This is a genomic window from Pseudoalteromonas sp. 68 DY56-GL68 (assembly GCF_041414825.1).
Taxonomy (GTDB): Bacteria; Pseudomonadota; Gammaproteobacteria; order Enterobacterales; family Alteromonadaceae; genus Pseudoalteromonas.
Genome location: NZ_JAOCZL010000020.1, coordinates 483,555 through 507,665 on the forward strand (window position 1 = coordinate 483,555; position 24,111 = coordinate 507,665).

General features: G+C 39.2%; 15 protein-coding genes and 4 tRNA genes. 7 read left to right on the forward strand and 12 right to left on the reverse strand.

Going from position 1 to position 24,111, the window contains the following annotated elements; genetic code table 11:
- Positions 1 to 102: 102 nt before the first annotated feature.
- The 5 genes from NYF15_RS14100 to NYF15_RS14120 form a co-directional block, all read right to left on the reverse strand.
- Positions 103 to 2,046 carry a GGDEF domain-containing protein gene (locus tag NYF15_RS14100; protein WP_237118279.1) on the reverse strand — a complete coding sequence of 648 codons (1,944 nt, stop codon included), beginning with the start codon at positions 2,044 to 2,046 and terminating at the stop codon, positions 103 to 105.
- A gap of 185 nt (positions 2,047 to 2,231) precedes the next feature.
- Positions 2,232 to 2,308, reverse strand: a tRNA-Asn gene (locus NYF15_RS14105).
- 26 nt (positions 2,309 to 2,334) lie between these two features.
- A tRNA-Asn gene (locus tag NYF15_RS14110) sits at positions 2,335 to 2,411 on the reverse strand.
- 19 nt (positions 2,412 to 2,430) lie between these two features.
- Positions 2,431 to 2,507 (reverse strand) — tRNA-Asn (locus NYF15_RS14115).
- A 21-nt stretch (positions 2,508 to 2,528) separates the two neighbouring features.
- Positions 2,529 to 2,605, reverse strand: a tRNA-Asn gene (locus NYF15_RS14120).
- Positions 2,606 to 3,811: 1,206 nt separating this feature from the next.
- Here NYF15_RS14120 and NYF15_RS14125 point away from each other — a divergent pair.
- The 4 genes from NYF15_RS14125 to NYF15_RS14140 are packed head-to-tail and all read left to right on the forward strand — an operon-like array spanning position 3,812 to position 8,773.
- On the forward strand, positions 3,812 to 5,191 hold the full coding sequence (locus NYF15_RS14125) for an MATE family efflux transporter (RefSeq protein ID WP_371353876.1): 1,380 nt from the start codon (positions 3,812 to 3,814) through the stop codon (positions 5,189 to 5,191).
- Positions 5,188 to 7,182 (forward strand): excinuclease ABC subunit UvrB, encoded by a 1,995-nt coding sequence (gene uvrB / locus NYF15_RS14130; RefSeq protein ID WP_130150223.1) that lies wholly within the window; start codon positions 5,188 to 5,190, stop codon positions 7,180 to 7,182. The genes NYF15_RS14125 and uvrB overlap by 4 nt, the downstream gene beginning before the upstream one ends.
- Positions 7,183 to 7,187: 5 nt before the next feature.
- Positions 7,188 to 8,114, forward strand: a complete 927-nt coding sequence (locus NYF15_RS14135) for a class I SAM-dependent methyltransferase (RefSeq protein WP_130150222.1) — start codon at positions 7,188 to 7,190, stop codon at positions 8,112 to 8,114.
- Between the two features lie 2 nt (positions 8,115 to 8,116).
- Positions 8,117 to 8,773, forward strand: coding sequence for a tRNA (adenine(22)-N(1))-methyltransferase TrmK (locus tag NYF15_RS14140; protein WP_237118283.1), 657 nt, complete (start codon positions 8,117 to 8,119; stop codon positions 8,771 to 8,773).
- Here NYF15_RS14140 and NYF15_RS14145 read toward each other — a convergent pair whose 3' ends face one another.
- From NYF15_RS14145 to dinG, 7 genes are all read right to left on the reverse strand, one after another.
- On the reverse strand, positions 8,774 to 9,016 hold the full coding sequence (locus tag NYF15_RS14145; protein WP_062569991.1) for a hypothetical protein: 243 nt from the start codon (positions 9,014 to 9,016) through the stop codon (positions 8,774 to 8,776).
- Between the two features lie 174 nt (positions 9,017 to 9,190).
- On the reverse strand, positions 9,191 to 9,349 hold the full coding sequence (locus tag NYF15_RS14150; protein ID WP_341802952.1) for a YbaM family protein: 159 nt from the start codon (positions 9,347 to 9,349) through the stop codon (positions 9,191 to 9,193).
- On the reverse strand, positions 9,339 to 9,617 hold the full coding sequence (locus NYF15_RS14155) for a late competence development ComFB family protein (protein WP_062569992.1): 279 nt from the start codon (positions 9,615 to 9,617) through the stop codon (positions 9,339 to 9,341). Before NYF15_RS14155 ends, NYF15_RS14150 begins: the two co-directional genes overlap by 11 nt.
- A gap of 45 nt (positions 9,618 to 9,662) precedes the next feature.
- Positions 9,663 to 10,556, reverse strand: coding sequence for a histone deacetylase (locus NYF15_RS14160; protein WP_371353914.1), 894 nt, complete (start codon positions 10,554 to 10,556; stop codon positions 9,663 to 9,665).
- Entirely contained in the window at positions 10,553 to 11,161 is a 609-nt protein-coding gene (locus NYF15_RS14165; protein WP_237118284.1) for a primosomal replication protein, read from the reverse strand. The genes NYF15_RS14160 and NYF15_RS14165 overlap by 4 nt, the downstream gene beginning before the upstream one ends.
- The gene (locus tag NYF15_RS14170) at positions 11,162 to 11,938 is read right to left on the reverse strand and encodes a TSUP family transporter (protein ID WP_062569995.1); all 777 of its coding nucleotides are present in this window, start codon (positions 11,936 to 11,938) and stop codon (positions 11,162 to 11,164) included. It abuts the gene before it with no gap.
- Complete coding sequence (gene dinG / locus NYF15_RS14175) at positions 11,938 to 14,013, reverse strand: ATP-dependent DNA helicase DinG (protein ID WP_371353877.1); 2,076 nt, start codon at positions 14,011 to 14,013, stop codon at positions 11,938 to 11,940. The genes NYF15_RS14170 and dinG overlap by 1 nt, the downstream gene beginning before the upstream one ends.
- Positions 14,014 to 14,146: 133 nt before the next feature.
- Between dinG and NYF15_RS14180 the strand changes: the two genes are divergently transcribed.
- The 3 genes from NYF15_RS14180 (at position 14,147) to NYF15_RS14190 (ending at position 24,073) form a co-directional block, all read left to right on the forward strand.
- A complete protein-coding gene (locus tag NYF15_RS14180) occupies positions 14,147 to 16,495 on the forward strand; it encodes a DNA polymerase II (protein ID WP_371353878.1) in 2,349 nt (782 codons plus the stop codon).
- 232 nt (positions 16,496 to 16,727) lie between these two features.
- Positions 16,728 to 19,574: a TonB-dependent receptor gene (locus NYF15_RS14185; protein ID WP_237118287.1), complete on the forward strand. Its 2,847-nt coding sequence runs from the start codon at positions 16,728 to 16,730 to the stop codon at positions 19,572 to 19,574.
- A gap of 293 nt (positions 19,575 to 19,867) precedes the next feature.
- Positions 19,868 to 24,073 carry an ATP-binding protein gene (locus tag NYF15_RS14190; protein WP_371353879.1) on the forward strand — a complete coding sequence of 1,402 codons (4,206 nt, stop codon included), beginning with the start codon at positions 19,868 to 19,870 and terminating at the stop codon, positions 24,071 to 24,073.
- Positions 24,074 to 24,111: the final 38 nt, after the last annotated feature.

Below are 24,111 nucleotides of genomic sequence, written 5' to 3' on the forward strand. Positions count from 1 at the left end.
AGAGACGAATAGCTAAAATAAGCAGGGAAGTTGGGTATGAAAGTGTTAAATTGAGGTTAAAGACCTGATAAATAGTAGGTTTATTAGGTCTTTTAAGGTGAGTTAGATGTCTTTCGGCTTCTCTATATAGTAGCCTTGAACGCCATCTAAGCACAGTGTTTCGATAATATGTTTCTCTTCTTGGCTTTCTACACCTTCAGCAAACACACTCACCCCAATGCGGTGTGCAAGGTCAACCATTAAGCGCATGAAATACTGATTATTTTTATCTTCTTCTAAGCCTCGTGTGTAGCTTGCATCCATTTTAATAAAGTCAGGTTTGAGGTCCCTAAAGAATTTAAATGAGGTTAAACCCACACCAAAGCGTTCTACCGTTATACGTGCACCGACACGATGAACCATATCAATAAAGCGTTTACTTGCTTTGATATTTTGCTGTAAGCCGAACTCACTTACCTCAAAAATAAGTTTTGATGCGATATTACTGTCTTTTAACAGCCGACGTTCTAACCAGATCACAAATTGATCATTATGTGCGCTTGATGCTGTAACATTTATACCAAAGAACTTTTGCGAGAAGTTGCGAGTTTTCACTTTTTCTAAGGTGGTGTCGATGATTAACCGATCAATCTCCATTGCCATATCAAGCTTTTCTGCCATAGCAAGGAAAGAAGCGGTTGGGAGCATCTGATTTTCAGCTGTTTTAAAACGCACTTGAATCTCTGCATAGGCTTTCACGCTTTTGCCGATAGGCATAATATTTTGCATCACCAAATGAACGCGTTTCGATTCTATAACTTCGTTAATAACTTTTCGCCAGTTTTGATTTCCAAATCCTGCGCTCACGTTATTAACCAGGTCTGTTTCTCGTTGCACATGCCATGCATTTGTTTGTTTAGATTGAGCCATGCTCATCGCATTATCAACGATTGATAATAGCTCACCAAGCGGTTTACCTTTCTCATAACCGACAATGCCAGTATTGGCGACAGAACTAAGCTCTTGGTTTTGTTGGTATTGAGTAAACCGAGACTGTAGATTATCACCAAAACGTTCTGCTTCTTTAAGTGGTGTATTAGGTAACACAACGGCAAAGTCAGAGCTATTTAAACGAAACACTTGGCTATTCGTGTAAGTGCCGCTTATATGCTTAATAATATCGGCAACACCCTTAACGTACTCATCTCCTTTTTGATAACCACGAGATTGGTTTATTGCCTGTAGTTCACTACACCTGATCATGGCTAGAGAGCCAAATGTACTCTTTTCAGCATTTTCAATGTGTCTTTCATAGTATTCAACGAACATATTTCGGTTGCCTAAATTTGTCACTACATCTTTATAGGCTTCTTTTTTGATACTCATCGCATTTCTTTGAATATCATCATGTTTCGTTTGCAAAAAGTGCGAAAGGCGATTGAAAGAGGGGATTAAATCTTTACTCAGCTTCTTCAATCGCGATGTGTCCATTGCGTTTTCAAGGTCGCCGTCAACTTGGTTTTGATTGATATAGATATCAATAATATCGGCAATAGTGGTGCTTATCTTCCGGTTGAGGCGTTGGAACATGCTTTTCATATAGAAGATAGGGAGTATTGCAATTAAACCCGAAAATAAAATAATGATGAATAGGGACTGTTGAAGTAATTCAGCAAGGTGGTTTACATTTATAGTAAATTCAACTTTGATATCTGAGGTCGGGTTTACAGCAAATTGTGGACGAATAGAATTAAATGTGCTGTTTACAATACTGGCAAATAATGGCAAAGGCTCTGAGTTTCTCACTGCAAATACTTCATTACCATCTGTGTCACGTAAAACGAATTTTGAGAAGGTTGCGCCATCTGTTAGAGCGCGTTTAATTTTTTCAGGAGCTAGTTCTTCAGCAGTTAAACTATTTATATATGTATTTACTGTAAGTTGTGCTTTTTTTTGGGCATCACTTACTGCGTTGTCAAAGCTTAAGGCAATAAAAGAGCCACCCAGCAGTGTAAAAAGCAGCCAAGAGATCAATTGTACAAATATAAGTTTTTTAAAACCAGCCATGTTTTATTATCTTTTAAGAGCCTAAAGGAAGGAATCAATTCCCTGATTGATTTCTTTAAGTACAGTTTATTCTAATTTTATAAGAAATAAAGAGTTAAGCAAAGATAGAGTAGAATATAAGTATTGGAAAGTCTAATACATTTGTTGAGTAAGAATAGGGGAGATAAAGATATTTTTTAGAAATTTGGCTCCCCCTCCCCGACTCGAACGGGGGACCTGCGGATTAACAGTCCGTCGCTCTAACCAACTGAGCTAAGGGGGAACTAATAGAGTAGTGCTTATATGATTTGGCTCCCCCTCCCCGACTCGAACGGGGGACCTGCGGATTAACAGTCCGTCGCTCTAACCAACTGAGCTAAGGGGGAACAATCATATTCATAAACTTGGCTCCCCCTCCCCGACTCGAACGGGGGACCTGCGGATTAACAGTCCGTCGCTCTAACCAACTGAGCTAAGGGGGAAGCGTTTATGGCTGAAAAACTTGGCTCCCCCTCCCCGACTCGAACGGGGGACCTGCGGATTAACAGTCCGTCGCTCTAACCAACTGAGCTAAGGGGGAAGCGTCATGCCTTTCAACGGGGCGAAATATTAATGACAGCTTTGCAAAGTGTCAACATAAAAACTTCATAAATTCAAAAAAGAAGGCTATTCGATGTTTTTATGTTCGATCTGAGCAAAATCTGGCTGAAAATCGCGGCGTATTTACTATGAAATACCAACATTCATCTTTTAACAGTGAATTTTTTGCATGGTTTTTATACCCGACGCGATATTTCAAAATTGCGAAAAGTATTCGTTGTATAGATTTTCATCTTCTAAGAGAGAAAACTATCATTTATCTAAGATTTTTTTATCGTGTGGAAAATTCAATCTAATCGATGACGCAATCGGGCTAGAGTGTGCAGTTAAGGGAGTCATTTTTTCTGTCGCGTGGGAATATGATTTGAAAAATGTTAGTCTTTATGTAGCGAAACGCAAAGTAACAATATCGATTCTTTAATATTTTCTTATTGTTAATCAATTTGTTATGGGGGTTGTAAAAAAGAGATGAATATTCTAATCGCTTATTTAGCAAGCTAGGTAGGTGAGCTAATTATCGCTTTTATCAATTTCAAGACTGAAAGCGTCAAACACTAAACTTGTCTTGTTTTGTTATTTAACTCTGCAACTCTCCTTTAGAAGCCTTGATAAATGCGGCTTCCAGAGAGTTATCCACGGTTTCTGTGGATAACTCTGTTTATTAAACTTTAAGAACAGCTATAGTGCTAGGTTTCTAGGGCGCTACAGCAATTTCAAGTACTAAAATGATTTTTTTTATAGTATTTAAAATCAAATAGTTAGTCTTTTAAACTGAAGTAAGGCTGAATTAGCAGGTAATTTTTTTACAGGCTATTAAATGGTCTATTTTATTGTGTAAAAAAACAGCGTTTACTGCATTTTAAATGTAATAAAGCTATTAATAGTGTTTTTATATTGTTTTTTAATGGGGTTGGTGGTTAATTTTGCACCAAAGTGTCAAAAGTAGCACTTTAATAACCTTTAAGTGACATCCTGAAATAATCTTACTGAAATACTCTTTGCTAATACTAAGCGTATAGCTGTTTTAAAAACTAATTCATCAAATGGTATTTCTTTATAAACGTTGCAAGCGTCTAGCTTTACATTATATAGCAATGGCAGTGAAGCTTTCTTTGAATAAAGCATGGCTTGCAAGGGCAGGATGCTTTAAACTTACAGGTTCAGTAAAAGAGGCTAAAGTATTCCCATGAGCGTGACTTCGCAAAGCAAATCTAAACCTGATCTTTTAAACTCGCCAATCTTACCTACGTTAAAAAAAATGACCATTCCAATGATTTTTGGCATGATCACACTGATGATGTTCAACCTTGTTGATACCTTCTTTATCAGCTTGCTGGGTACAGAACCTCTTGCGGCCGTCAGTTTTACCTTTCCTGTAACATTTACTGTGATTAGCTTAGCAATTGGTTTGGGCATAGGTACTTCAGCCGTAATAGCTAAAGCGTTAGGTAGCGATAAGCTTGAGGAAGCACGCTTTGATGCGAGCATTGCATTATTGATCTCTGTCGTGATGGTGTTTTTTTTATCGCTGCTTGGTTACTTACTCATTGCGTCTATTTTCAAGCTACTCGGGGCAGGGCAGCAAGTATTGCCATTGATACATGACTACATGAGCGTGTGGTTTTTGGGAAGTGTCTTTTTGATCACACCGATGGTGGGAAACTCTGTTTTACGTGCAAGTGGTGATACAAAAACACCGAGTATCGTTATGGGGGGGGCTGGCTTAATCAATGCTATTTTAGACCCTATACTTATTTTTGGTTTCGGCCCCGTTCCGGCTCTTGGTATTCAAGGTGCAGCCATTGCAAGTGTCATTGCATGGTCTGTTGCTGTGGTGATTATTCTCTATATTTTAGCGGTTAAGAATGGCTTATTAAGTTTGCACGCAGGTCAACAAACTGTCATAGGCGCAGTGCGTAAAATTCTGAAAATTGGTTTACCCGCAGCAGGCGCAAATATGTTAACGCCAATTGCTATGGCGGTGATGACAGCCCTTGTGGCTAAGCATGGCCCAGAGGCTGTTGCAGCTTTTGGAGTAGGCAGTCGTATAGAGTCAATAGCGAGTCTTGTTGTATTGGCACTGTCGATGACATTGCCTCCCTTTGTCAGCCAGAACTTTGGCGCTAGAAAATTTGAACGTGTAAAAGAAGCTTACACCACAACGTTAAAGTTTGTGATGATTTGGCAGTTTGCTATTTATTTATTACTAATTGTGGCATCAGGATTTATTGCTGAGGTATTCGGTAAAGAGCAAGCTGTTATTGATGTTATTAAGCTATTTATTTACATTCTCCCTTTAAGTTACGGCTTGCAAGGGGTCATTATTTTATCTAATTCATCTTTTAATGCGTTACATAAACCTATGAATGCATTAATTTTAAGTGTTGTACGTTTATTTATTTTCTATGTTCCTTTTGCCTATGTAGGTAACCTTATGGCAGGACTGACAGGGTTATTTATTGGTGCTGCTGCTGGTAATTTATTTACAGCTGTTGTTGCTTACAAATGGTTTATAAAGGATGTGGATCTTTTAAGCTCTGCATCGATGAAGGAGTGTCATTCATGAGCGATCATTTTCAACTAGTCTCACAGTTTCAGCCCAGTGGCGATCAGCCAACTGCCATAGCGCAGCTAAAGGATGGGTTAGAAGCCGGCCTTGCACACCAGACCTTATTAGGTGCAACGGGAACAGGTAAAACCTTTACTATGGCTAATATTATCCATGATTTAAACCGCCCCACGATAATCATGGCACATAATAAAACGTTAGCAGCACAGCTTTATGGCGAAATGAAAGAGTTTTTCCCACATAATGCGGTTGAGTACTTTGTTTCCTATTATGATTATTATCAGCCCGAAGCCTATGTGGTAGCAAGTGACACCTTTATTGAAAAAGATGCATCTATTAACGAACATATTGAACAAATGCGTTTGAGTGCAACGAAAGCACTATTAGAACGTCGAGATACTATTATTGTTGCCTCAGTATCAGCTATTTATGGTTTGGGTGATCCCGACTCTTACATGAAAATGATGCTGTTACTAAAAGTGGGTGAGACCGTTGACCAGCGAGATATGCTGCGCCGTTTAGCTGAGCTGCAATATACACGCAATGATATAGAGTTTAGCCGTGGTACATACCGTGTGCGTGGTGAAGTGATTGATATTTTCCCCGCTGAGTCTGACACCTATGCAGTACGTGTTGAAATGTTTGATGATGAAATTGAACGTCTCAGTATTTTTGATCCCCTAACAGGGGCTGTAGAAAAGCATATTGTTCGCGCGACAATTTACCCAAAAACGCACTATGTAACACCTCGCGAAAAAATTCTGGACGCCATTGATAAAATTAAAGATGAGCTTAAAGATCGCCGCTCTCAATTGCTCAGTGCTAATAAACTAGTAGAGGAGCAGCGGATAGCCCAACGTACACAGTACGACATCGAAATGATGACTGAACTGGGTTATTGCTCTGGCATCGAAAACTACAGTCGTTATTTATCAGGCCGCACACCTGGCGATCCACCGCCAACATTATTAGATTATTTACCCGACGATGCATTAATGATCATTGATGAATCTCACGTTACTGTATCGCAAATTGGTGCGATGTATAAAGGTGATAGAAGCCGCAAAGAAAACCTTGTTGAATATGGCTTTCGTTTACCATCGGCATTAGACAACCGGCCATTACGGTTTGAAGAGTTTGAGGCTATTGCGCCGCAAACTATTTATGTATCAGCAACGCCGGGTGATTTTGAACTAGCACGTTCAGCAGGAGAAGTAGCGGAACAGGTGATTCGTCCGACAGGGCTTATAGACCCTGAAATTGAAGTGCGACCTGTAAGTACTCAGGTTGATGATTTATTGTCGGAAATTTACAAGCGTGTAGAGGTTAACGAGCGAGTATTGGTTACCACGTTAACTAAGCGTATGGCTGAGGATTTAACTGACTATCTAAATGATCATGATGTAAAAGTTCGCTATTTGCACTCAGATATCGACACCGTTGAACGGGTTGAAATTATCCGCGATTTACGTGCTGGTGTATTTGATGTGTTAGTAGGCATTAACTTATTGCGAGAAGGTCTTGATATGCCAGAAGTCTCTTTGGTGGCGATACTTGATGCAGATAAAGAGGGCTTTTTGCGATCTACACGTTCATTAATCCAAACCATAGGTCGTGCGGCTCGTCACTTAAATGGTAAAGCAATTTTATATGGTGACCGTATAACAAACTCTATGCGTCAAGCCATTGATGAAACAGACCGTCGTCGTGAAAAACAGCAGGCTTACAACCTTGAACACGGTATTGAGCCACAAGCTCTGGTTAAAAGTATCACCGATATTATGGATGTGGGTGAAGAAGCAACGCCAAAAGACAATCTTAAATTAGTACGAAAAGAGTCAAAACAGGTATTAAGCGCGAAACAAATAGCTGAGCAGATTAAAAACCTTGAGGCAAAAATGCATGCTTATGCAAGTGACCTTGAGTTTGAAAAGGCAGCCTCTGTGCGTGATGAAATACATGAGTTACAACAACAATTAATTAACTAAGTGCAATGACAAATAAATTTTCAGCCATTTTAACTGCGTTAGCAGATGCGCCGCTTGCGGCAAATGAGTTATGCCGAGTTTTTCATGGCCGTGGCCACTCAGTGACTGAGCTTAGCCATATTAATCTTGATTTTTATCCACCAGCACTGTTTTTAGTTTCTTATCAAGAAATTGAAAATGATGAACTAACGCAATTAACAGATACAATTTGGCAATGGGCACAAGAGCATGTTCCTGAGCTTGTAAACACGCTGGTTTATCAACAACGTAGTGGAATTAATACACGTAATACTTTGATCTGCGGTGAGTTACCGCAAGAACATGTCGTAACCGAAAACAGTATTAAGTTTAAAGTTGATTTATTAAGCAGACAAAATACTGGTATTTTTCCGGATATGCGTCGTGGTCGTGAGTTTGTTCAAGCCAATAGTAATAACGCAAAGGTGCTTAATCTGTTTTCATACACCTGTGGTTTTTCTGTCGCTGCAATGCAGGGTGGTGCAGATCAAGTTATTAATATGGACATGAACAAAGGTGTGCTGCGAACTGGCAAGCAAAACCATCAACTGAATGGCTTTACACAGGGGGTGAGTTTTTACCCTCATGATATTTTAAAATCGTTTGGTAAGTTGAAAAAGTCAGCACCGTATGAATTAATCATCGTTGATCCACCTAGCTTCCAAAAAGGGAGCTTCATATTGACCAAGGACTATCAAAAAATCCTGCGTCGATTACCTGAGCTGCTAAACGAAAACACCCAGCTTTTATTGTGCGCTAATAGTCCAGAGCTTTCTGAGCAGGCGTTTAAAGATTTAATTACTGAACATACTCAAGGCGCAATTAGTTTTGTTGAACGCTTGGCGCCTACTGATGGGTTTGTTGAAGTGGATAGTGATAGAAGTTTAAAAGCACTCGTTTATAAATCGGCATAAGAATGGCTCTGAGTAAACGTTTATCTGCTATTGCCTCGATGGTCACAACTGAGTACGACGAAATTTGGGACTGTTGTTGCGATCATGGCTTTTTAGGCATTGAATTACTAAAGCAAAATAAGGCGCCGAAGATTCACTTTGTGGATATTGTGCCAGAGCTAATGCAGTCATTGCGTAATATGCTTGAACGCTTTTCGACAGATAGTCAGCGAACAGCTTGGCAGGTTCATTGTCAAGATGTGGCTAGAATTGACCCCAGCCCTAATAAGCGTCATTTGGTCATAATTGCAGGGGTTGGGGGAGATTTACTCGTGCAGTTTTTATCGCAAATAGTATTGCGTAATCCACACTGTCAAATTGATTTTGTTGTTTGTCCCGTTCATCACAGTTATAAAGTGCGAAGCCATATGCAAACATTAAATATGGGCTTAGTCGATGAACAAATGGTTTGTGAAAATAAGCGCTTTTATGAGGTTATTGCTGTTAGTCCACTGTCATCAGAGCCGCTTTCACGGACAGGCAACAAGATGTGGCAATTGAATAGCAAAGAACACAAAGCATATCTACAGCAATTACGTGCTCACTACGGCCGCATGCTGAATCAAGATGCTGAGTATTATCAAGGTGTGCTCGATGAATATAAAGCGCTAGATTGTTAATTACAGCTTATTAATTTCTTGTTTTACGTTATAGCTTGAATCGGTAACAATCGCTTCAAGTGTTTGTACTCGTTGCTTTAATTCAAGTAATTCAGCGGTAACAGCAGCCACTTGTTCATTTGCTTCTTTGCTGTCTTTTAAGGTACGAGATTTAAACTCGAGGTGTTTTTTATACATATCGTAAATAACACCTGAACTGACTGAAATGAGTACAATTAATACCACCATGGTTGTACCTGACATAATTTATTCTCCTTTTATATTTGTACTTTATTCAATAGAGTATAGCTTGCATTATAAAAAGCAAAGGGGTTTCTGTTACAAGGTATTTCCTGTGTCATGCTATAACGGTGGAGATGATAATAAAAATGAGGAGATAAATACGGTTAAAGCAGCACAATAAATAAACTGCTTAGGTTAATCTGAAGCTTGTGTTAACTTTTTTTCAAAATCAGATTTTACAATTTCAAGGGCTGCGAGTACATCTTCTGCTGGCACATTGTTTTGTTCTAATAGCATGATTAAATCGACAGCAAGCTTAATATGATTTGGCGCAGCCTCCAATTCACGACTCATTATTGAGTTCCTTCTTCTTTGAAACTTGAGTGATGGCAACATCGATAGCGGTTTGTACTTGTTGTTCCATTAGCATTCGCTCTGATTGTGGCAGATAAAACTCCATATCTACATCGTAACGAATATAACGCGCAGGTAACTGATTAAGGACTGTACAACACAAGTCAGCCATGATGTCTTCATTGTACACTGATTCAAGATTGCGTTTTGCAATATCATCTACAACGAGCTTTTCAAAATAGTTGTGAATATCATCGTGTAACTTCATACATATCGACCCTGATTAATTAGTATTTTTAGTGTATACCAAGCTTTAGAATAAATCGACAGCGGCTTTAAAAAGCTGTTTATGTACATTAACTAAACGTTCGGTGTTACGTTGATAGCCGCCACCTAATGAAGCAAAAATAGGAATGTTATGTGCCTTGGCTTGGCTTAAAACAAAATGGTCGCGTTGATAAACACCCGATAAACTTACCGAAAAATGGCCTAATTCGTCATCACTAAAAATATCTGCACCTGCGTTGTATAAGATAATATCGGGTTGATGCAGTCTAGTTGTAAGCTCAAAGGCTTGTTGCACGGCTTTTAGGTAGTCACTATCTTTCGTGCCATGCTCAAGAGAGAAGTCGTAATTAGAGCACTGCTTAATGCGAGGGAAATTTTGTTCGCAATGAATAGAGCAACTAATAATCTGCTCGTGTTGATTAATAATCTCGGCAGTGCCGTCACCTTGATGTACATCACAATCAAAAATAACTACGGTGTCGGCTTGTTCAGTTTGTATAAGGTGTGCGGCGGCAATCGCTAAGTCATTAAAAATGCAAAAACCACTGCCATGATCACTAAATGCATGATGATAACCACCACTTAAGTTAAATGCTGCGCCATGCTTTAAAGCATATTCAGCGCCTTGAATCGCTGCTCCCACTGAATATAAACTACGCTCAACAAGTGATTCAGACCAAGGAAAGCCCATTTTTTTAATGGCTTTTGGTGCAAGCGTACCTGCGAGAAATGCATCTATGTAATGCTGATCGTGGCACAGGGCTAAGTGTTCTTTATTTGCTTGCTTGGGTGTTATAAAAAAATCGTCATCAATAAAGTGATTTAGCTGCTCTTTTAACAATTGGTATTTTTGAATCGGAAAGCGGTGTCGCTCTGGTAAATCAAGTGCAGAGTAGCTAGGGTGGTAGTAGTACATTATTTGAGTTGCTGTTTTTCGACTTGCTGTATTTTATCTTCAGTGGCCGAAATGGCTTTTCGGCACCGGCCAAGCCTCGCATGAAGAGCTAATATTTCTTTGTTTATTTCACTCGCTTGGGCAGTATTAGCAGCATCGAGTTTTAATTTTCTTTCTTCAATCATTAACACCAATCTGCGCTCGAACTCATGATTTTGTTTCAGTTCATCATACAGCTCATGCGATGATTGCATAATCTTTTTAACTGCTTGTTTAAAAATATGCTGTTTTGGTTTTGCTTTATAAGTAAATTTATTCTCTTTTGCCCACACAGGCGTTGATTTCATGACATTAAATACCGCCTGCACCTGTTGAGTTATGCGCTCTAGTGCATATTGATAGGCATGACGATGTTCAGCGGGTGGTAAAGTGGCAAGCTCTTCTTCTATCTCAATGACATAATCGACGAGTTTCATGCTCTTTGTCGAAAAGACCCCTTTATCAAACAAACTTGGTTGCGCTTGCATATAACGGTTTTTAGCAAAGAAGTGGCCGTTATCAAATTGTTCAGCTTGGTGCTTAAGCCTAGCAATTTGTTCATGTAGTTTGTTTAAAGCAGGTGAGTTCATTTATAGGTATGCCTCATAAATTAACTTTAAAGCTAAAATGATTACCACAGTATTAAAAACAGGGCGAATCATTTTACTGCCGAATTTTATTGCAGAATGAGCGCCAATCCACGCACCTAACATAAGAAAAAAGCCCATCGTGATACCAAGTAAAAAGTTAACATGGCCCAGTGCGACAAAGGTGATCAACGAGATAAAATTCGAAACAAAGTTCATTGATCGAGCAAGGCCACAGTTTAGCAGCAAGCTCATTTTATAAAGTAAGCTATTTGACGCGGTCCAAAAAGTACCTGTACCTGGGCCTGCTAGGCCATCAAAAAAGCCCAGTCCTAAGCCTTGTATCCATTGTTTAAGTTTTGTTTTTGCATCGAGTTTAGGCAGTTCATTATGCTCGGTCGTGCTTAAACTGCCAAAGAGGCTGTAGCATGCGACTAAGATAATAACGATAGGAAGTAACTTGTTTAAAAAGTCGATACTAAGGTAATCAACGATTAAGGTACCTAACAGCGCACCTATGGCTGTGGCCATAATGGAAGCGGCCCAAAACCTAGGGTTAAATAGCTTTTTGCGAAAGTAAGTGACACTTGCAGTTAATGAGCCAAAACTCGCAGCTAACTTATTGGTACCTAGGGTTAGATGAGGAGGAAGGCCTGCGGTCAAAAGTGCAGGTACTGTTAGCATACCGCCACCACCTGCAATTGCATCAATAAAGCCTGCGGCTAAGGCAACAGCGCAAAGTAGTGCCCATGTGGTTGGATCTAAAGCTAATTCAAACATTAATAATCAATTTGTCTTTTAAAGGGTGGCAAGGTATCAAGCATGGCTTTGCCATACCGCTTGGTCACTAAACGGCGATCAAGTATGGTAATGCGACCTTGATCATTTTCTTTGCGCAGAAGTCTACCACAGCTTTGTACTAATTTCTTCGCTGCATCAGGAACAGTGATCGATAAAAAAGGATTGCCTCCTTTACTTTGTATAAATTCCGCTTGGGCTTCTTCAATTGGTGACGTGGGCACTGCAAATGGGATTTTTGTGATTACTAAGTTTTCGAGGTACTTGCCAGGCAGATCAAGCCCCTCTGAGAGACTTTGTGTGCCAAATAAGTAACTAGCGCGACCAAGATCAACATTCGCTTTGTGTTTTTTGAGTAAGGCTTCACGTGACATCTCGCCTTGTACGAGCACATCAATACCTTTACTGCGTAGCACCTTTACAACGTGATCCATCTGCCAATATGAAGCAAACAGGACTAAGTTAGCTTTTTTATCATCTAGGAATTTGGGTAATTGCTCAGCGAGATGATCACTAAACGATTTATCTGTGGGTTCAATATGGCTGCTTGGAATATGCAACGTCGCCTGTTTTGGGTAGTCAAATGGTGAAGGCACTTTGATGTATTTTACGCCTTCTTCTTTTGCAAGCCCGCATTCGTAAGCAAAATGATCAAATGAACCAAGCGCCGTTAGTGTGGCTGAACAGAGCACTGCACCTGCACATTGGTTCCATAATTTATCTTTTAGGTAATAACCGACTTCAATAGGACAATCGCTGAGTAAATGATCATGATGGTTCTTATACTCTAGGCGTTTTATCCACCGTGCATGGGGAATACCTTCGCCTTTTGTGGCATAACTAAACCATAATTTGTTCAGTAACTCTAAGCGATTAATATACTGACCGCTTTCAGCTAAGATAGGATCGGCTACGTAAGGTTTTATATCACCATCACTGACATCTTGTACCAAGGTGTCATGCATTTTGTTAAGAGCGCGTAGAGCATCTAAAGTGGCATCGCTGATATCTTTTGCTTTGGCATGTAAAGAGGCTGGGATTTCACCGTGCTCAAAACGATAGGTATCGTCACTGTTGTAGTTAAAATCTGCATTATCAAGAATATCACGCACCACTTTTAAATTCTTTGCCGCATCATTGATACTGTCACTGAGCTTGAAGTTTTGTCCAATGGCTTTTTGACCTACCAATACATTTGCCATTTTCCCAGCGAATTTAACCAGCTTATCAAGCCAATCTATAGTGCCTTTAATCGTTGCAGCAGCAGATGAAAAGTCTCGGGTGATGTGGGCTAAGTGATGTGCTTCATCAATAACATAAATAGTGTCATCAGGCTCAGGGAGAATTTTACCGCCGCCAAGGTCTAAATCAGCGAGCAATAAAGAATGGTTAATGACGAGCACGTCCATTTGCATAAGGCGCTGACGTGCCATGTGAAAAGGGCATAATTGATGAGCACGCATCTGCCGTTGGCATGAGTGCTTATCACAAGCAATTAAGTTCCACACTTTATCAGGAATTGTATCAGCCCAGCTATCGCGGTCGCCTTGCCATTGTTTTTTAGAGTAAGCATCATAAAGTTGCTTTAAACACTTGGTTTCCATATCAGATAATGGAGATGACAGTGTCGGCATAAACTCCATTTGTGTCTGGCTATCACCATTGACTGCAGCACTAAGCTTTTGTGCACAAATATAGCGTTGACGACCTTTAACCAAGTCAAATTTTATATCTAGCCCTGAGTGTTCTTTAAAAAATGGCAGTTCTTTATTAATGAGCTGTTCTTGAAGGGCGACTGTTGCGGTTGAAATAACCAGCTTTTTCTTTTTTGCCATTGCCAGAGGGATGGCTCCCAAGCAATAGGCAAGTGATTTACCTGTGCCAGTACCCGCTTCTATAACGCAGATACGTTGCGATTTGTGGTATTCGCCAGCCAAGGTTTTAGCGATTTCTGCTACTAAATAATTTTGACTGCTACGAGGGCGATAATCAGTTAGGTTATCAGCAACATGCTTATGAATTTGCCTAATTGTTTTTTTTAAAGAGTCAGAAAGCATGTCCAGATAACCTAAAGTATGTATATAATTACAGTAATGAATTTTAGAGATTTAACGCGGTAACTACAAGCAACTTGTGGTTAATTTTGTCGCTCAGCGTTTGCTTTACTCTTTTAGGCTAAAAGGTTTTTACATGCAGCTTGCTTCTGGCTTTATTCTTTCTACGCAATGTTTTGATAATGTCAAAGGTATATCTATCGTAGTGTGGATCTTATCAGAGCAAGGGCCTGTTAAACTGATTAGTTCGCCGCAAAAGGCGGTATTTTTTGTTCGTGAGCAGGACCTGAATACTGTCACTCGCCTTTTTAATGAGTACCAAATTCACTGTGAAATTAAACATATATCGTTAAAAACATTTCAACAACACCCTGTTGTAGCCTGTCATTTTTCGTCCTTAAAACATTACTATAAAGCAGCGAAACAACTTAAAGCCCACTTTGTGAATGTCTATGAAGACGATATCAGGCCGGTAGACCGCTTTTTGATGGAGCGTTTTATAAAAGGTGCGGTGTGGGCAAAGGGGCGCGTCGTTCAATCTTCACCGCTTCGCGTGTTAAAGGATGTTCAGTTTAAACAAAATAATGATTTCATACCTCAGTTTACAAGTCTCTCATTAGATATTGAGTGCAGTGGGGACGGGGTCTTATTTTCTGTTGGTTTAGTGGGGAACAATGTCGATACTGTTTTAATGATTGGTGAGCCGCTTGATACATCAGAGCTTGATTTTAATATTCAATGGTGTGTTGATGAAATAGACCTGCTTACTAAGCTATGTGAACAAATTCAAACTGTTGACCCTGATGTTATTATTGGTTGGAATGTTATTGAGTTTGATTTCAGTGTGCTGCATGAGCGTGCTGAGGCGCTAGGTGTTGAACTTCCCCTAGGTCGTAATAATGAAAAAATGCAGTTAAGGGTCGGCAATTTCACGCGTGTCACAGTCCCAGGCAGAGTTGTTATTGATGGTATTGATACGCTCAAAAATGCCACGTATCACTATGATAGTTTTAGCTTAGCTAATGTAGCCAGTATTGAGCTTGGTGAAGAAAAGCTAATTAGTACGGATAACCGGTTAGATGAGATTGTTCGTCAATTTAACGAGGATAAACTTTCTCTTGCGGCATACAATCGACAAGATTGTATTTTAGTACAGCGTCTTTTCAAAAAATTAAAGTTACTCGAATTTGCTGCCGTTCGCAGTCAAATGACAGGTCTTGAACTCGAGAGGATGGGCGGCTCTGTCGCTGCCTTTACCAACCTTTACCTCCCTTTATTACACCGTAGTGGCTATGTGGCACCGAATTTGGGTGATCATGGCTTAAGCTTTGACAGCCCTGGTGGCTATGTTATGAACTCTGAACCAGGGTTATATAAAAATATTGTGGTGCTTGATTATAAAAGTCTTTACCCGTCAATAATGCGTACTTTTTGCATTGACCCTTTAGGTCTAGTCGAGGGACTAAAGCAACCAGAATTAGCGATTGAAGGGTTTAATCAAGCCTTGTTTTCAAGAACGAAGCACCACTTACCTAAATTAATTCGCCAATTAGCCACAACCCGACAAGTTGCTAAAGATAACAATCAACCGATGCTTTCGCAGGCCATTAAAATCATTATGAATAGTTTATATGGCGTATTAGGCTCTAAAGGTTGCCGATTTTACGATCCGCGTTTATCAAGTTCGATTACCTTACGCGGGCATGAGATCATGCAGACAACAAAGCAATGGATTGAGCAGTGGGGCTACCAAGTTATTTATGGTGATACAGATTCGACATTTGTTAAGCTAGATGATGAATTAAATCCTGCCAGTTGTCATGAAATAGGTATTGAACTTGCTACGAAAATTAATGCGCGATGGCACGCAGAGCTTGAAAAAAATTATAATATAACCAGCTACTTAGAAATTGAATATGAAACCCATTATAGCCCATTTTTTATGCCAACAATACGTGGTAAAGCAACGGGCTCAAAAAAGCGCTATGTAGGTAAGATAGATAAAAATGGCGCCACGCATTTAGTGTTCAAAGGAATGGAGACAGTGCGCAGTGATTGGACGGAGTTAGCTCATAAATTTCAAGTTGAGTTGTTTGAAATATTATTTAGCGACTCATACAGTCAAGAGTTAATCATACAAACATTTGATAAGTATGTAAAAAAGCTCTATAACGGCGAATACGATGAGCTGCTTATTTATCGTAAACGTTTAGGTCAACATTTAACTGATTACCAAAAAAATATCCCTCCTCATGTTAAAGCTGCAAAGCAATACCTAGCTGACAACCCTCACCGTGAAATTAAGCGCGGACAAACTATTGAATATGTGTACACCGCACAGGGGGCTGAATTTTATATCGGCAACCATCAATATGATTATTCTGTTTATGTAAATAAGCAATTGTTGCCAATTGCTGAAATGATTGTTGGTAATTTAGTTGCAAAATTTGCGTCAATTGAAGACAAGCAAATACAGCTTTTCTAGTTGTTTTTGGTGAGTGTTTGCTTGCAAGTACCGATTTTTCTGGTTGTTTGTTTTTTGAATGAAAAAGTAAGGTTGTTACAGTATAAATTCACTTTATTAAATAAATGTAAATAAAATGCTGGAAATTTATTTTTATTTGTTTATCATTCTCTGGCCAAACCAAGTTTTGGTAACAAAAAATAAACATAATTATACTAATTATAACCACTATTGGTGGTCCAGGGAGAATCAAATGTTAAATAATCAAGTTTCAAAAGCGGTGCGCCTTGCGCTTGCTTTTGGCGTTGCTTCTACTTCGACAGGTTTTTCTATGGCTGCAAATGCAGCCGATGACGGTGTTGAAAAAGTTGAGCGCATCCAAGTAACAGGTTCACGTATCAAACGTACAGACCTTGAGACGGTTAGTCCTGTTACTGTAATGACTGCTGAAGAGATTAAATTGAGCGGTTTCTCTCGTGTTGAGGATGTATTAAACCAATTACCACAAATTGAAGCTGCGCAAAGTTCATTTCTTGCGAATGGCGCAACGGGTACCGCAACCGTTGACCTTCGTGGCCTTGGCTCAAACAGAACATTGGTATTGATCAATGGTCGCCGTATGCAGGCTGGTAGTATTACATCTCAGGTTCCTGATATTAACCAAATTCCAGCATCATTAGTTAAGCGTGTTGACGTACTAACAGGTGGTGCGGCGGCAGTTTATGGTGCTGATGCTGTTGCGGGTGTTGTTAACTTTGTGATGAACGATGAGTTTGATGGTATCTCATTCAACATGGGAGCATCAGGCTATCAACATAATAATGATAATGGGTATATTCAAGGCCTGATGGATGATCAAGGCTATGATTATGAAACGGGCAATACGGGAATCGATGGTAAGTCATATAGCTTAGATTTAACGGTGGGTAGTGGCTTTGACTCAGGTAAAGGCCATGCAGTTGGTTACGTAACTTACAACCGTCAAACAGAGCTGTTGCAGGGTAGCCGCGACTATTCGTCATGTGCTTTAAATGGTGCGGGTAACGTGTGTGGTGGTTCAGCAAATACACCAAACCCACACTTTGATATCTTCCCTGTGGTTGATGGCGAAGTGGATTATACACAAGAGTTTTGGGGCTATCTAAACCCAAATGGTCAGGGTTTTATTGAAGATGATGGCTATCGTTATAACTATGCGCCTGTGAATCACTTCTTACGCCCAAATGAGCGCTTTACATTAGGTAGCTTCATTGATTATGAAATCAATGAGCACTTTAGACCATACCTAGAGTTCTCATTTATGCACAATAGAACAGCTGGTCAAATCGCTGAATCGGGGACGTTCTTCAACGAAGAGTTTTTAATGGATTATAACAACCCATTATTGTCGGACTTACAAAAACAGCAGTTGCAAGAGCTTTTCGGTCAAACAGGAAGTGACCAATTTGTTGCTTACATCGGTAAACGTAATGTTGAAGGTGGTCCGCGTGCAGATAACCTAGAGCATACTTCATATCGTATCCTAACGGGTATGGAAGGTGAGATTAATGATAACTGGACATATGATGTTAGCTATAACTACTCTGCAACAACATCGAGCTCAGTGTATAAAAATGATTTATTAGCACCAAAAATTGGTCCACGTGTTGGCGCTGTTGGTACATCATGTGAAGAAGCAGATGGTTGTCTTTACTATAATGTATTTGAACTAGATGGCGTAACACCTGAGCAAGCAGCACAGCTGGCAGGTGTTGGTACGCAAACTGGTTTAGTAACACAAACAATTTATAGTGGTTATGTATCAGGTGAGCTTGATTTGACTCTGCCAAGTGCATCTTTACCTATTGCAGCTGTATTTGGTGTGGAACGCCGTGAACAAGAATATGAGCGTACATCAGATACGGTTTATGAAGAAGGTCAGCTATTAGGTCAAGGTGGTCCATCACCAAGCTTATATGGCTCGATTGATGTAAATGAAGTGTACGGTGAGCTGCAAATTCCAGTGCTAGATGAGTTTAATATTTCAACGGCTGCACGTTGGTCTGATTACTCAACAACAGGTTCAGATACAACTTACTCAATTGGTGGTGATTATACACTAGCCGATGCGTATAAGTTCCGTGCAAGCTTTGCAAAAGCGGTTCGTGCTCCTAATGTTGGTGAGCTATTCGCAGCACAAAGCATCAGTCTTTGGAGTGGTAGTGACGGTTGTGCAAGTGACAGCCCTGCATATGATTCAGCGCAGTGTGCTAACACGGGCGTAACTGGTTCACAATATGGTGCCGTTACTGCATCACCTGCAGGTCAATACAATCAATTTGCCGGTGGTAATCCAAACCTAAAACCGGAAGAAGCTGAAACCATTACGATTGGTTTAGTTGCAAACCCATTTGATAACTTCAACTTCTCTGTTGACTATTTCCAAATTGAAATGGAAAAAGTAGTGGGTGTTGTGGGTGCTGAGCGCATCTTAAATAACTGTGCTACAACCGGTGATGCTTTCTTCTGTGATAATATTCAACGAAGTGCATCAGGTAGCCTATGGTTAGGCCAAGATGGTTATGTTGTAAACTTAAGTGACAACATTGGTGGTCGTACGTGGGAAGGTGTTGATTTAACAGCTGCTTACACAATGGAGCTTAACGAAGCAACATTGAAATTTGATATTAATGGTTATTACAGCATCAAAAAAGAAGTAGAGCCAATCCTAGGTGATGAGTCACTGGCTTATGATTGTTCTGGTAATGTAAGTACGGACTGTTTTGCATCACCAAAATGGCGTCACACTGCGAATGTAAATTATATTGCAGATGATTGGCGAGTAGGCCTTAAATGGCGTTACTACGGCGGCGTAGACTACGAAGGTGATGCAGATACATCATTAATTGAAAATGGTGGTATTGATTCTTACAACTTCATCGACCTTTCAGGTAATTACTCAGTCAATGAGCATGTAACGCTGACAGGTGGTATTAATAATATCTTTGATAAAGAGCCACCTATGGTTGGTAACACTATTTCGTCAAACGCGAATACAGTGGCCGGCTACTATGACACTTTAGGTCGTTTTGTACATATGAGTGTTAACCTTAAGTTCTAATGAACTATTAATATTTTTCCCTACTAAGGCCAAGACATTATGTTTTGGCCTTTTTCTTTGTTGCATTAATTGTTTGTTTCGAGCTATTTGACTGGTCTACTTGTGTAACTGCTTGGTTAAATCAATTTTTACACAACATCTAGCCAGTTGTGCGTAAAGTTATTGTTACCGTATTGCTTTTTGGCCTAATCGTTAAATGCAAGAAGTTAATACACAATAGGTCGTTTTATTGTAGGGGATAACTTATTCTCTTATACTTTAATATGTTGAGTGTTAACTCTGAAGGTTTTTTGTTGAAAAGCTATAAATTAATTATATCTCTAGCGCTTTTATTTTTTTGTACTTTTTTTACGCAAGCCGCACAAGAGGATAAACCAAAGCTCAAAGCGGGTATCGTCAATTACAACTTCTTCCCTTACCATACGCGTACAGAGGAGGGGCAATTCTCAGGAGTCATCGTTGGTTACAGTGATGAAATTGCTCGCCTAACCGATTCAAAGCTAGAGTATCAAGTGTTCGATAGTTTAGATCTTCTCCTCGATGCTCTACAAGCTGGAGAAATTGACTTTACGGTTGGTTTAAATAAAACTGAACAGCGTAAAAAGCATTTCTTATTTTCAGCTCCGTTCATGGAAGCACCTCAAGGTATTGTAGCCAACCAATCTATTGCCAATGATGCGTTAAAAAACTTGGCAAGTTTACGCTGGGTTTGTATAACGGGAAGCTCTCATTGTGAATACTTGGCACAAAATGGTGCGTTATTTATCAATCGTTTTATAAAACCCGAAGATGCCTTTGATAAAGTATCAGACGGTACCTTTGATGCTTTTTTGGGCGATTACTCAGTACTTTCCCATTATTTAAAAAAGCGCCCACAAAAGAATTTAAAAATAGTAAGCCCAATTTGGCTTGCCAGTGAAACACTTCATGTCATGTTTAACCAGCAGAAGGTCGTATTGAGAAACCAAGTTAATTCTTTACTTGCTTCTATCTCACCGACAACTAAACAGCTTTGGGAAAACTCGGCAAGTGAGGAATATTTAGCATCAAAAGCCTATAGTCAGTTTAAGCGAGACTTTAACCGAATAGGGGGGGATGAAGAAACAAACCTATTACTGACATTTTCGTTTGTAGATGACTTATTTCCAGTCAATTCGACGAATAATAATGGTGAAGCAACGGGTTATCTAAACGATACTATGATGTTACTGGCACAGCGAAGTGGTATTCAATTTAAATATATTCCTGCTGCCAATAGTGATGAGTTGGCAAAGTTGTTTCTTGCTAATAAAATTGATCTTATTCCTACCATGACACCTGATAAACTTGATCATGGTACTCTGATTGCTCTTCCTTCACATTATAGTTTCGAGATGATCTTGGTTTCTAAACAAAGAAACAATGGTTCTCGCATTGGTTATCTTGACGTATTTGCAGATCCTAAACAGAAATTAATCACAAATAAACCTATCGAAACTGTCTCGTTTAACTCAGTCAAAACACTTTTCTATGCCCTAAGAAACGATACCATTGATGGGGTGATGTTACCGCAAAGTATAGCGGCTTATCAGCTTAACCAATTTTATATTGGTGAGTTTTATATAAACCCCCGATATCAATACACACAGCCTATTTATTTTTTAATTAATCAAAATCTGCCTGATTTTGCTACATTGCTTGATAGCTTATTTAAAACATTAACAAGTAATGATTTCACTCATATTGTAAATCGGCATGGGATTTTTAGTATTGAGAGAGGTTATGACAGGCAAACGGTTAATACGACAGCTATTTTGGTTTTAATATTGATTTTTGTCTCTATTGTGTACTTTATTGGCTGGCGCTACACCATCAATCGCGAAATTGCCAAGCGACAAAAAGCAGAGCAAGTCGCGTTGGAGAAGTTAAATTTCACTCAAAGGTTAATTGATGATTTACCTACAATGGTGGTGATACAAGATAAAGATCAAAAACGCCTAATGTGGAATAAGGCTTACCGCGAGAACTTTGCGCATTTATGGGATGAGCAAAAGCAATTCTTGCGCGATGATTTACCTGTTGTTAAAGACTTGATTGCACAAAACAAATATAGTTTAGACTCAGGAAAAGCCATTAATCAGCAAATTAAATATACCAACCGACAAGGAAAGCAGCTTGATTTGCTCTATACAAAGAAGCCTTATTTCGGAACTGATGAGCAATTGGCTGGAATTTTGACAGTTATAACGGATGTAACAGAGCACCACAATTTACAACGAGAGACACAATCCGCGCAGCGTTTGTTACAAACGATAACAGATACGATTCCGGGCGGTGTATTTCAGTATGAGTATTATGATAATGGAGAGGGCTGCTATACCTATATAAGTAAAGGCGCACAAAGTTTACTCGGGATTACCTCCCGTACAGTTAATCAGCGTGGCATGACCGGTTGTATTTCACCGTATATTGATGATGTTGATCGTATCAAAATAGCCAAAGTATTTAAGTCAGCCAGCAAGTTAAATAAAATAATCGACATAGAATTTCGGGTAAATAACTTAGGTCAACAAATTTGGTGTCGTTACATTGCCAACGCTGAAAGTATGACTACTTCGACAAATGAAGGGATTCGTTGGAATGGAATTTTACTCGATATTAGCTTATTAAAAAGACAGCAAGCCGATTTAAGTAAAGCAAATCAATTAGCGCATCAGGCTGAGCTCGCAAAAAGCCGCTTTATAGCCACAATGAGCCATGAATTACGTACGCCAATATCAGGGGTTAATGGCTTTATTGAACTACTAAAGTCATCTACTTTAACAGACGAACAATTCTATTTATTAGAGCACATCGATAGCTCTATTTCTAAGCTACTAAGCTTAGTGAATGATATCTTGTATTTTGCCAATACCAACTCAGGTAACATTGAATTAAATTATCAAGATGTAGATCTTGAATCACACTTGTGTCGTGTTTTTCGTGCTCATGAATACTTAGCAAAAGAAAAAGGTTTAGACTTTACGCTTTCTTGGCGAACAGCAGCTTATACATCTGCACAAATTGATGTAACTCACTTAATGCAAGTGCTTTCAAATGTTCTTAATAATGCGGTTAAATTTACTGAATCAGGTAGCATTAATTGTGACGTATTATTCGATAAACATAAATTAAAAATTGAGGTGTCGGATACGGGCACAGGAATGACTGCACAGCAACTTGCAGATATTTATACCCCTTTCGAGCAAGCTGATGGCTCCACACAAAGGCGTTATGGCGGGGCAGGGCTTGGACTTACATTGGCTAAGCAATTAATTGAAGCAATGAAAGGGGAAATTACGATTTCCAGCACTTTCTCAAAAGGGACAAATGTATATATTTCGGTTCCATTAACTAATGTATTCAAAGATAAAAGCCCATTACCATCCCTGTATTGGTCAGTATATAGTAATAACCGTCAATTACTTGATAACTTATCGACTATGGGTATTAACTATAATCAGCTATCTTGGCCGATTGATAAAAATACATTTATCAATACGCAGAACATCCTCATTGATGAGCAGTATATGCAGCAGTTATGGGGGGATGATTGGCAACAAGCTATACCGCACTCAAGCAACAGTTATATTATTGTCGCTATCTCTGGTGAGACAAAACCACAGGTAAAATGCTGTTGTCATACTTTGGGGGTTAGCCCTATATACCCAGATCTATTACGTGAACTGTTCAATAATGTTCATGCCAATACTCAATTTATTTCCTCAAAAGGCACGGGTAGTTTACATGGAAAGATTCTGATAGCTGAGGATAATAAAACTAATCAATTACTATTAGAAAAACAGTGCCAGAAGCTGGGCATTAAAGCTGTGATGGTCGAAGATGGTATTGCAGCATTAAATACTCTGCGTAATGGTCATTTTGATTTGTTATTGACCGATTGCCATATGCCACACCTAGATGGCTTTAAATTAACTGAGCAGCTTCGTGGCATGCCTGAGTTTAAATCCTTACCAATTATAGGGTTTACTGCTGATGACTCTCAAGAGTGTCTTGATAAAGCTATGAAAGTAGGAATGAATTGTGTGTTATTTAAGCCATACAAACTTAACGAGTTATATAACAGGCTAGTAGAGTTTATTGATCTACAAAAAGGCAAAAACCAGGTACAAGAAACGAATATAGAGTCATCGTTAACAGGAATAAAAAGCAAACAGCATTGGTTAAATGTTTTTGGGAATGAGGCAGATGCAAAAATGTTGGCAGATGTCTTTGTAAATAGCCTGCACATTGATTTAAGTACGTTAAACGAACAACTCGAAAATAGCGAATATAGTAAGATTTCTTCAACTATTCATAAGCTTAAAGGAGCTATCGTAATGCTTCAGTATCCAGCACTCTCTGAGCTTATAGTGAATACAGAGCAAGAATTTAGCAAAAACCAAGACCCAGAAATTGTTCGAATGCTTATTGTACAGTTGAATGATATCGTGGATAAAATAAAAGAATGGTCTGAATAAAATAGATAAAGTTAGGGTATATAATAGATTATTTTATA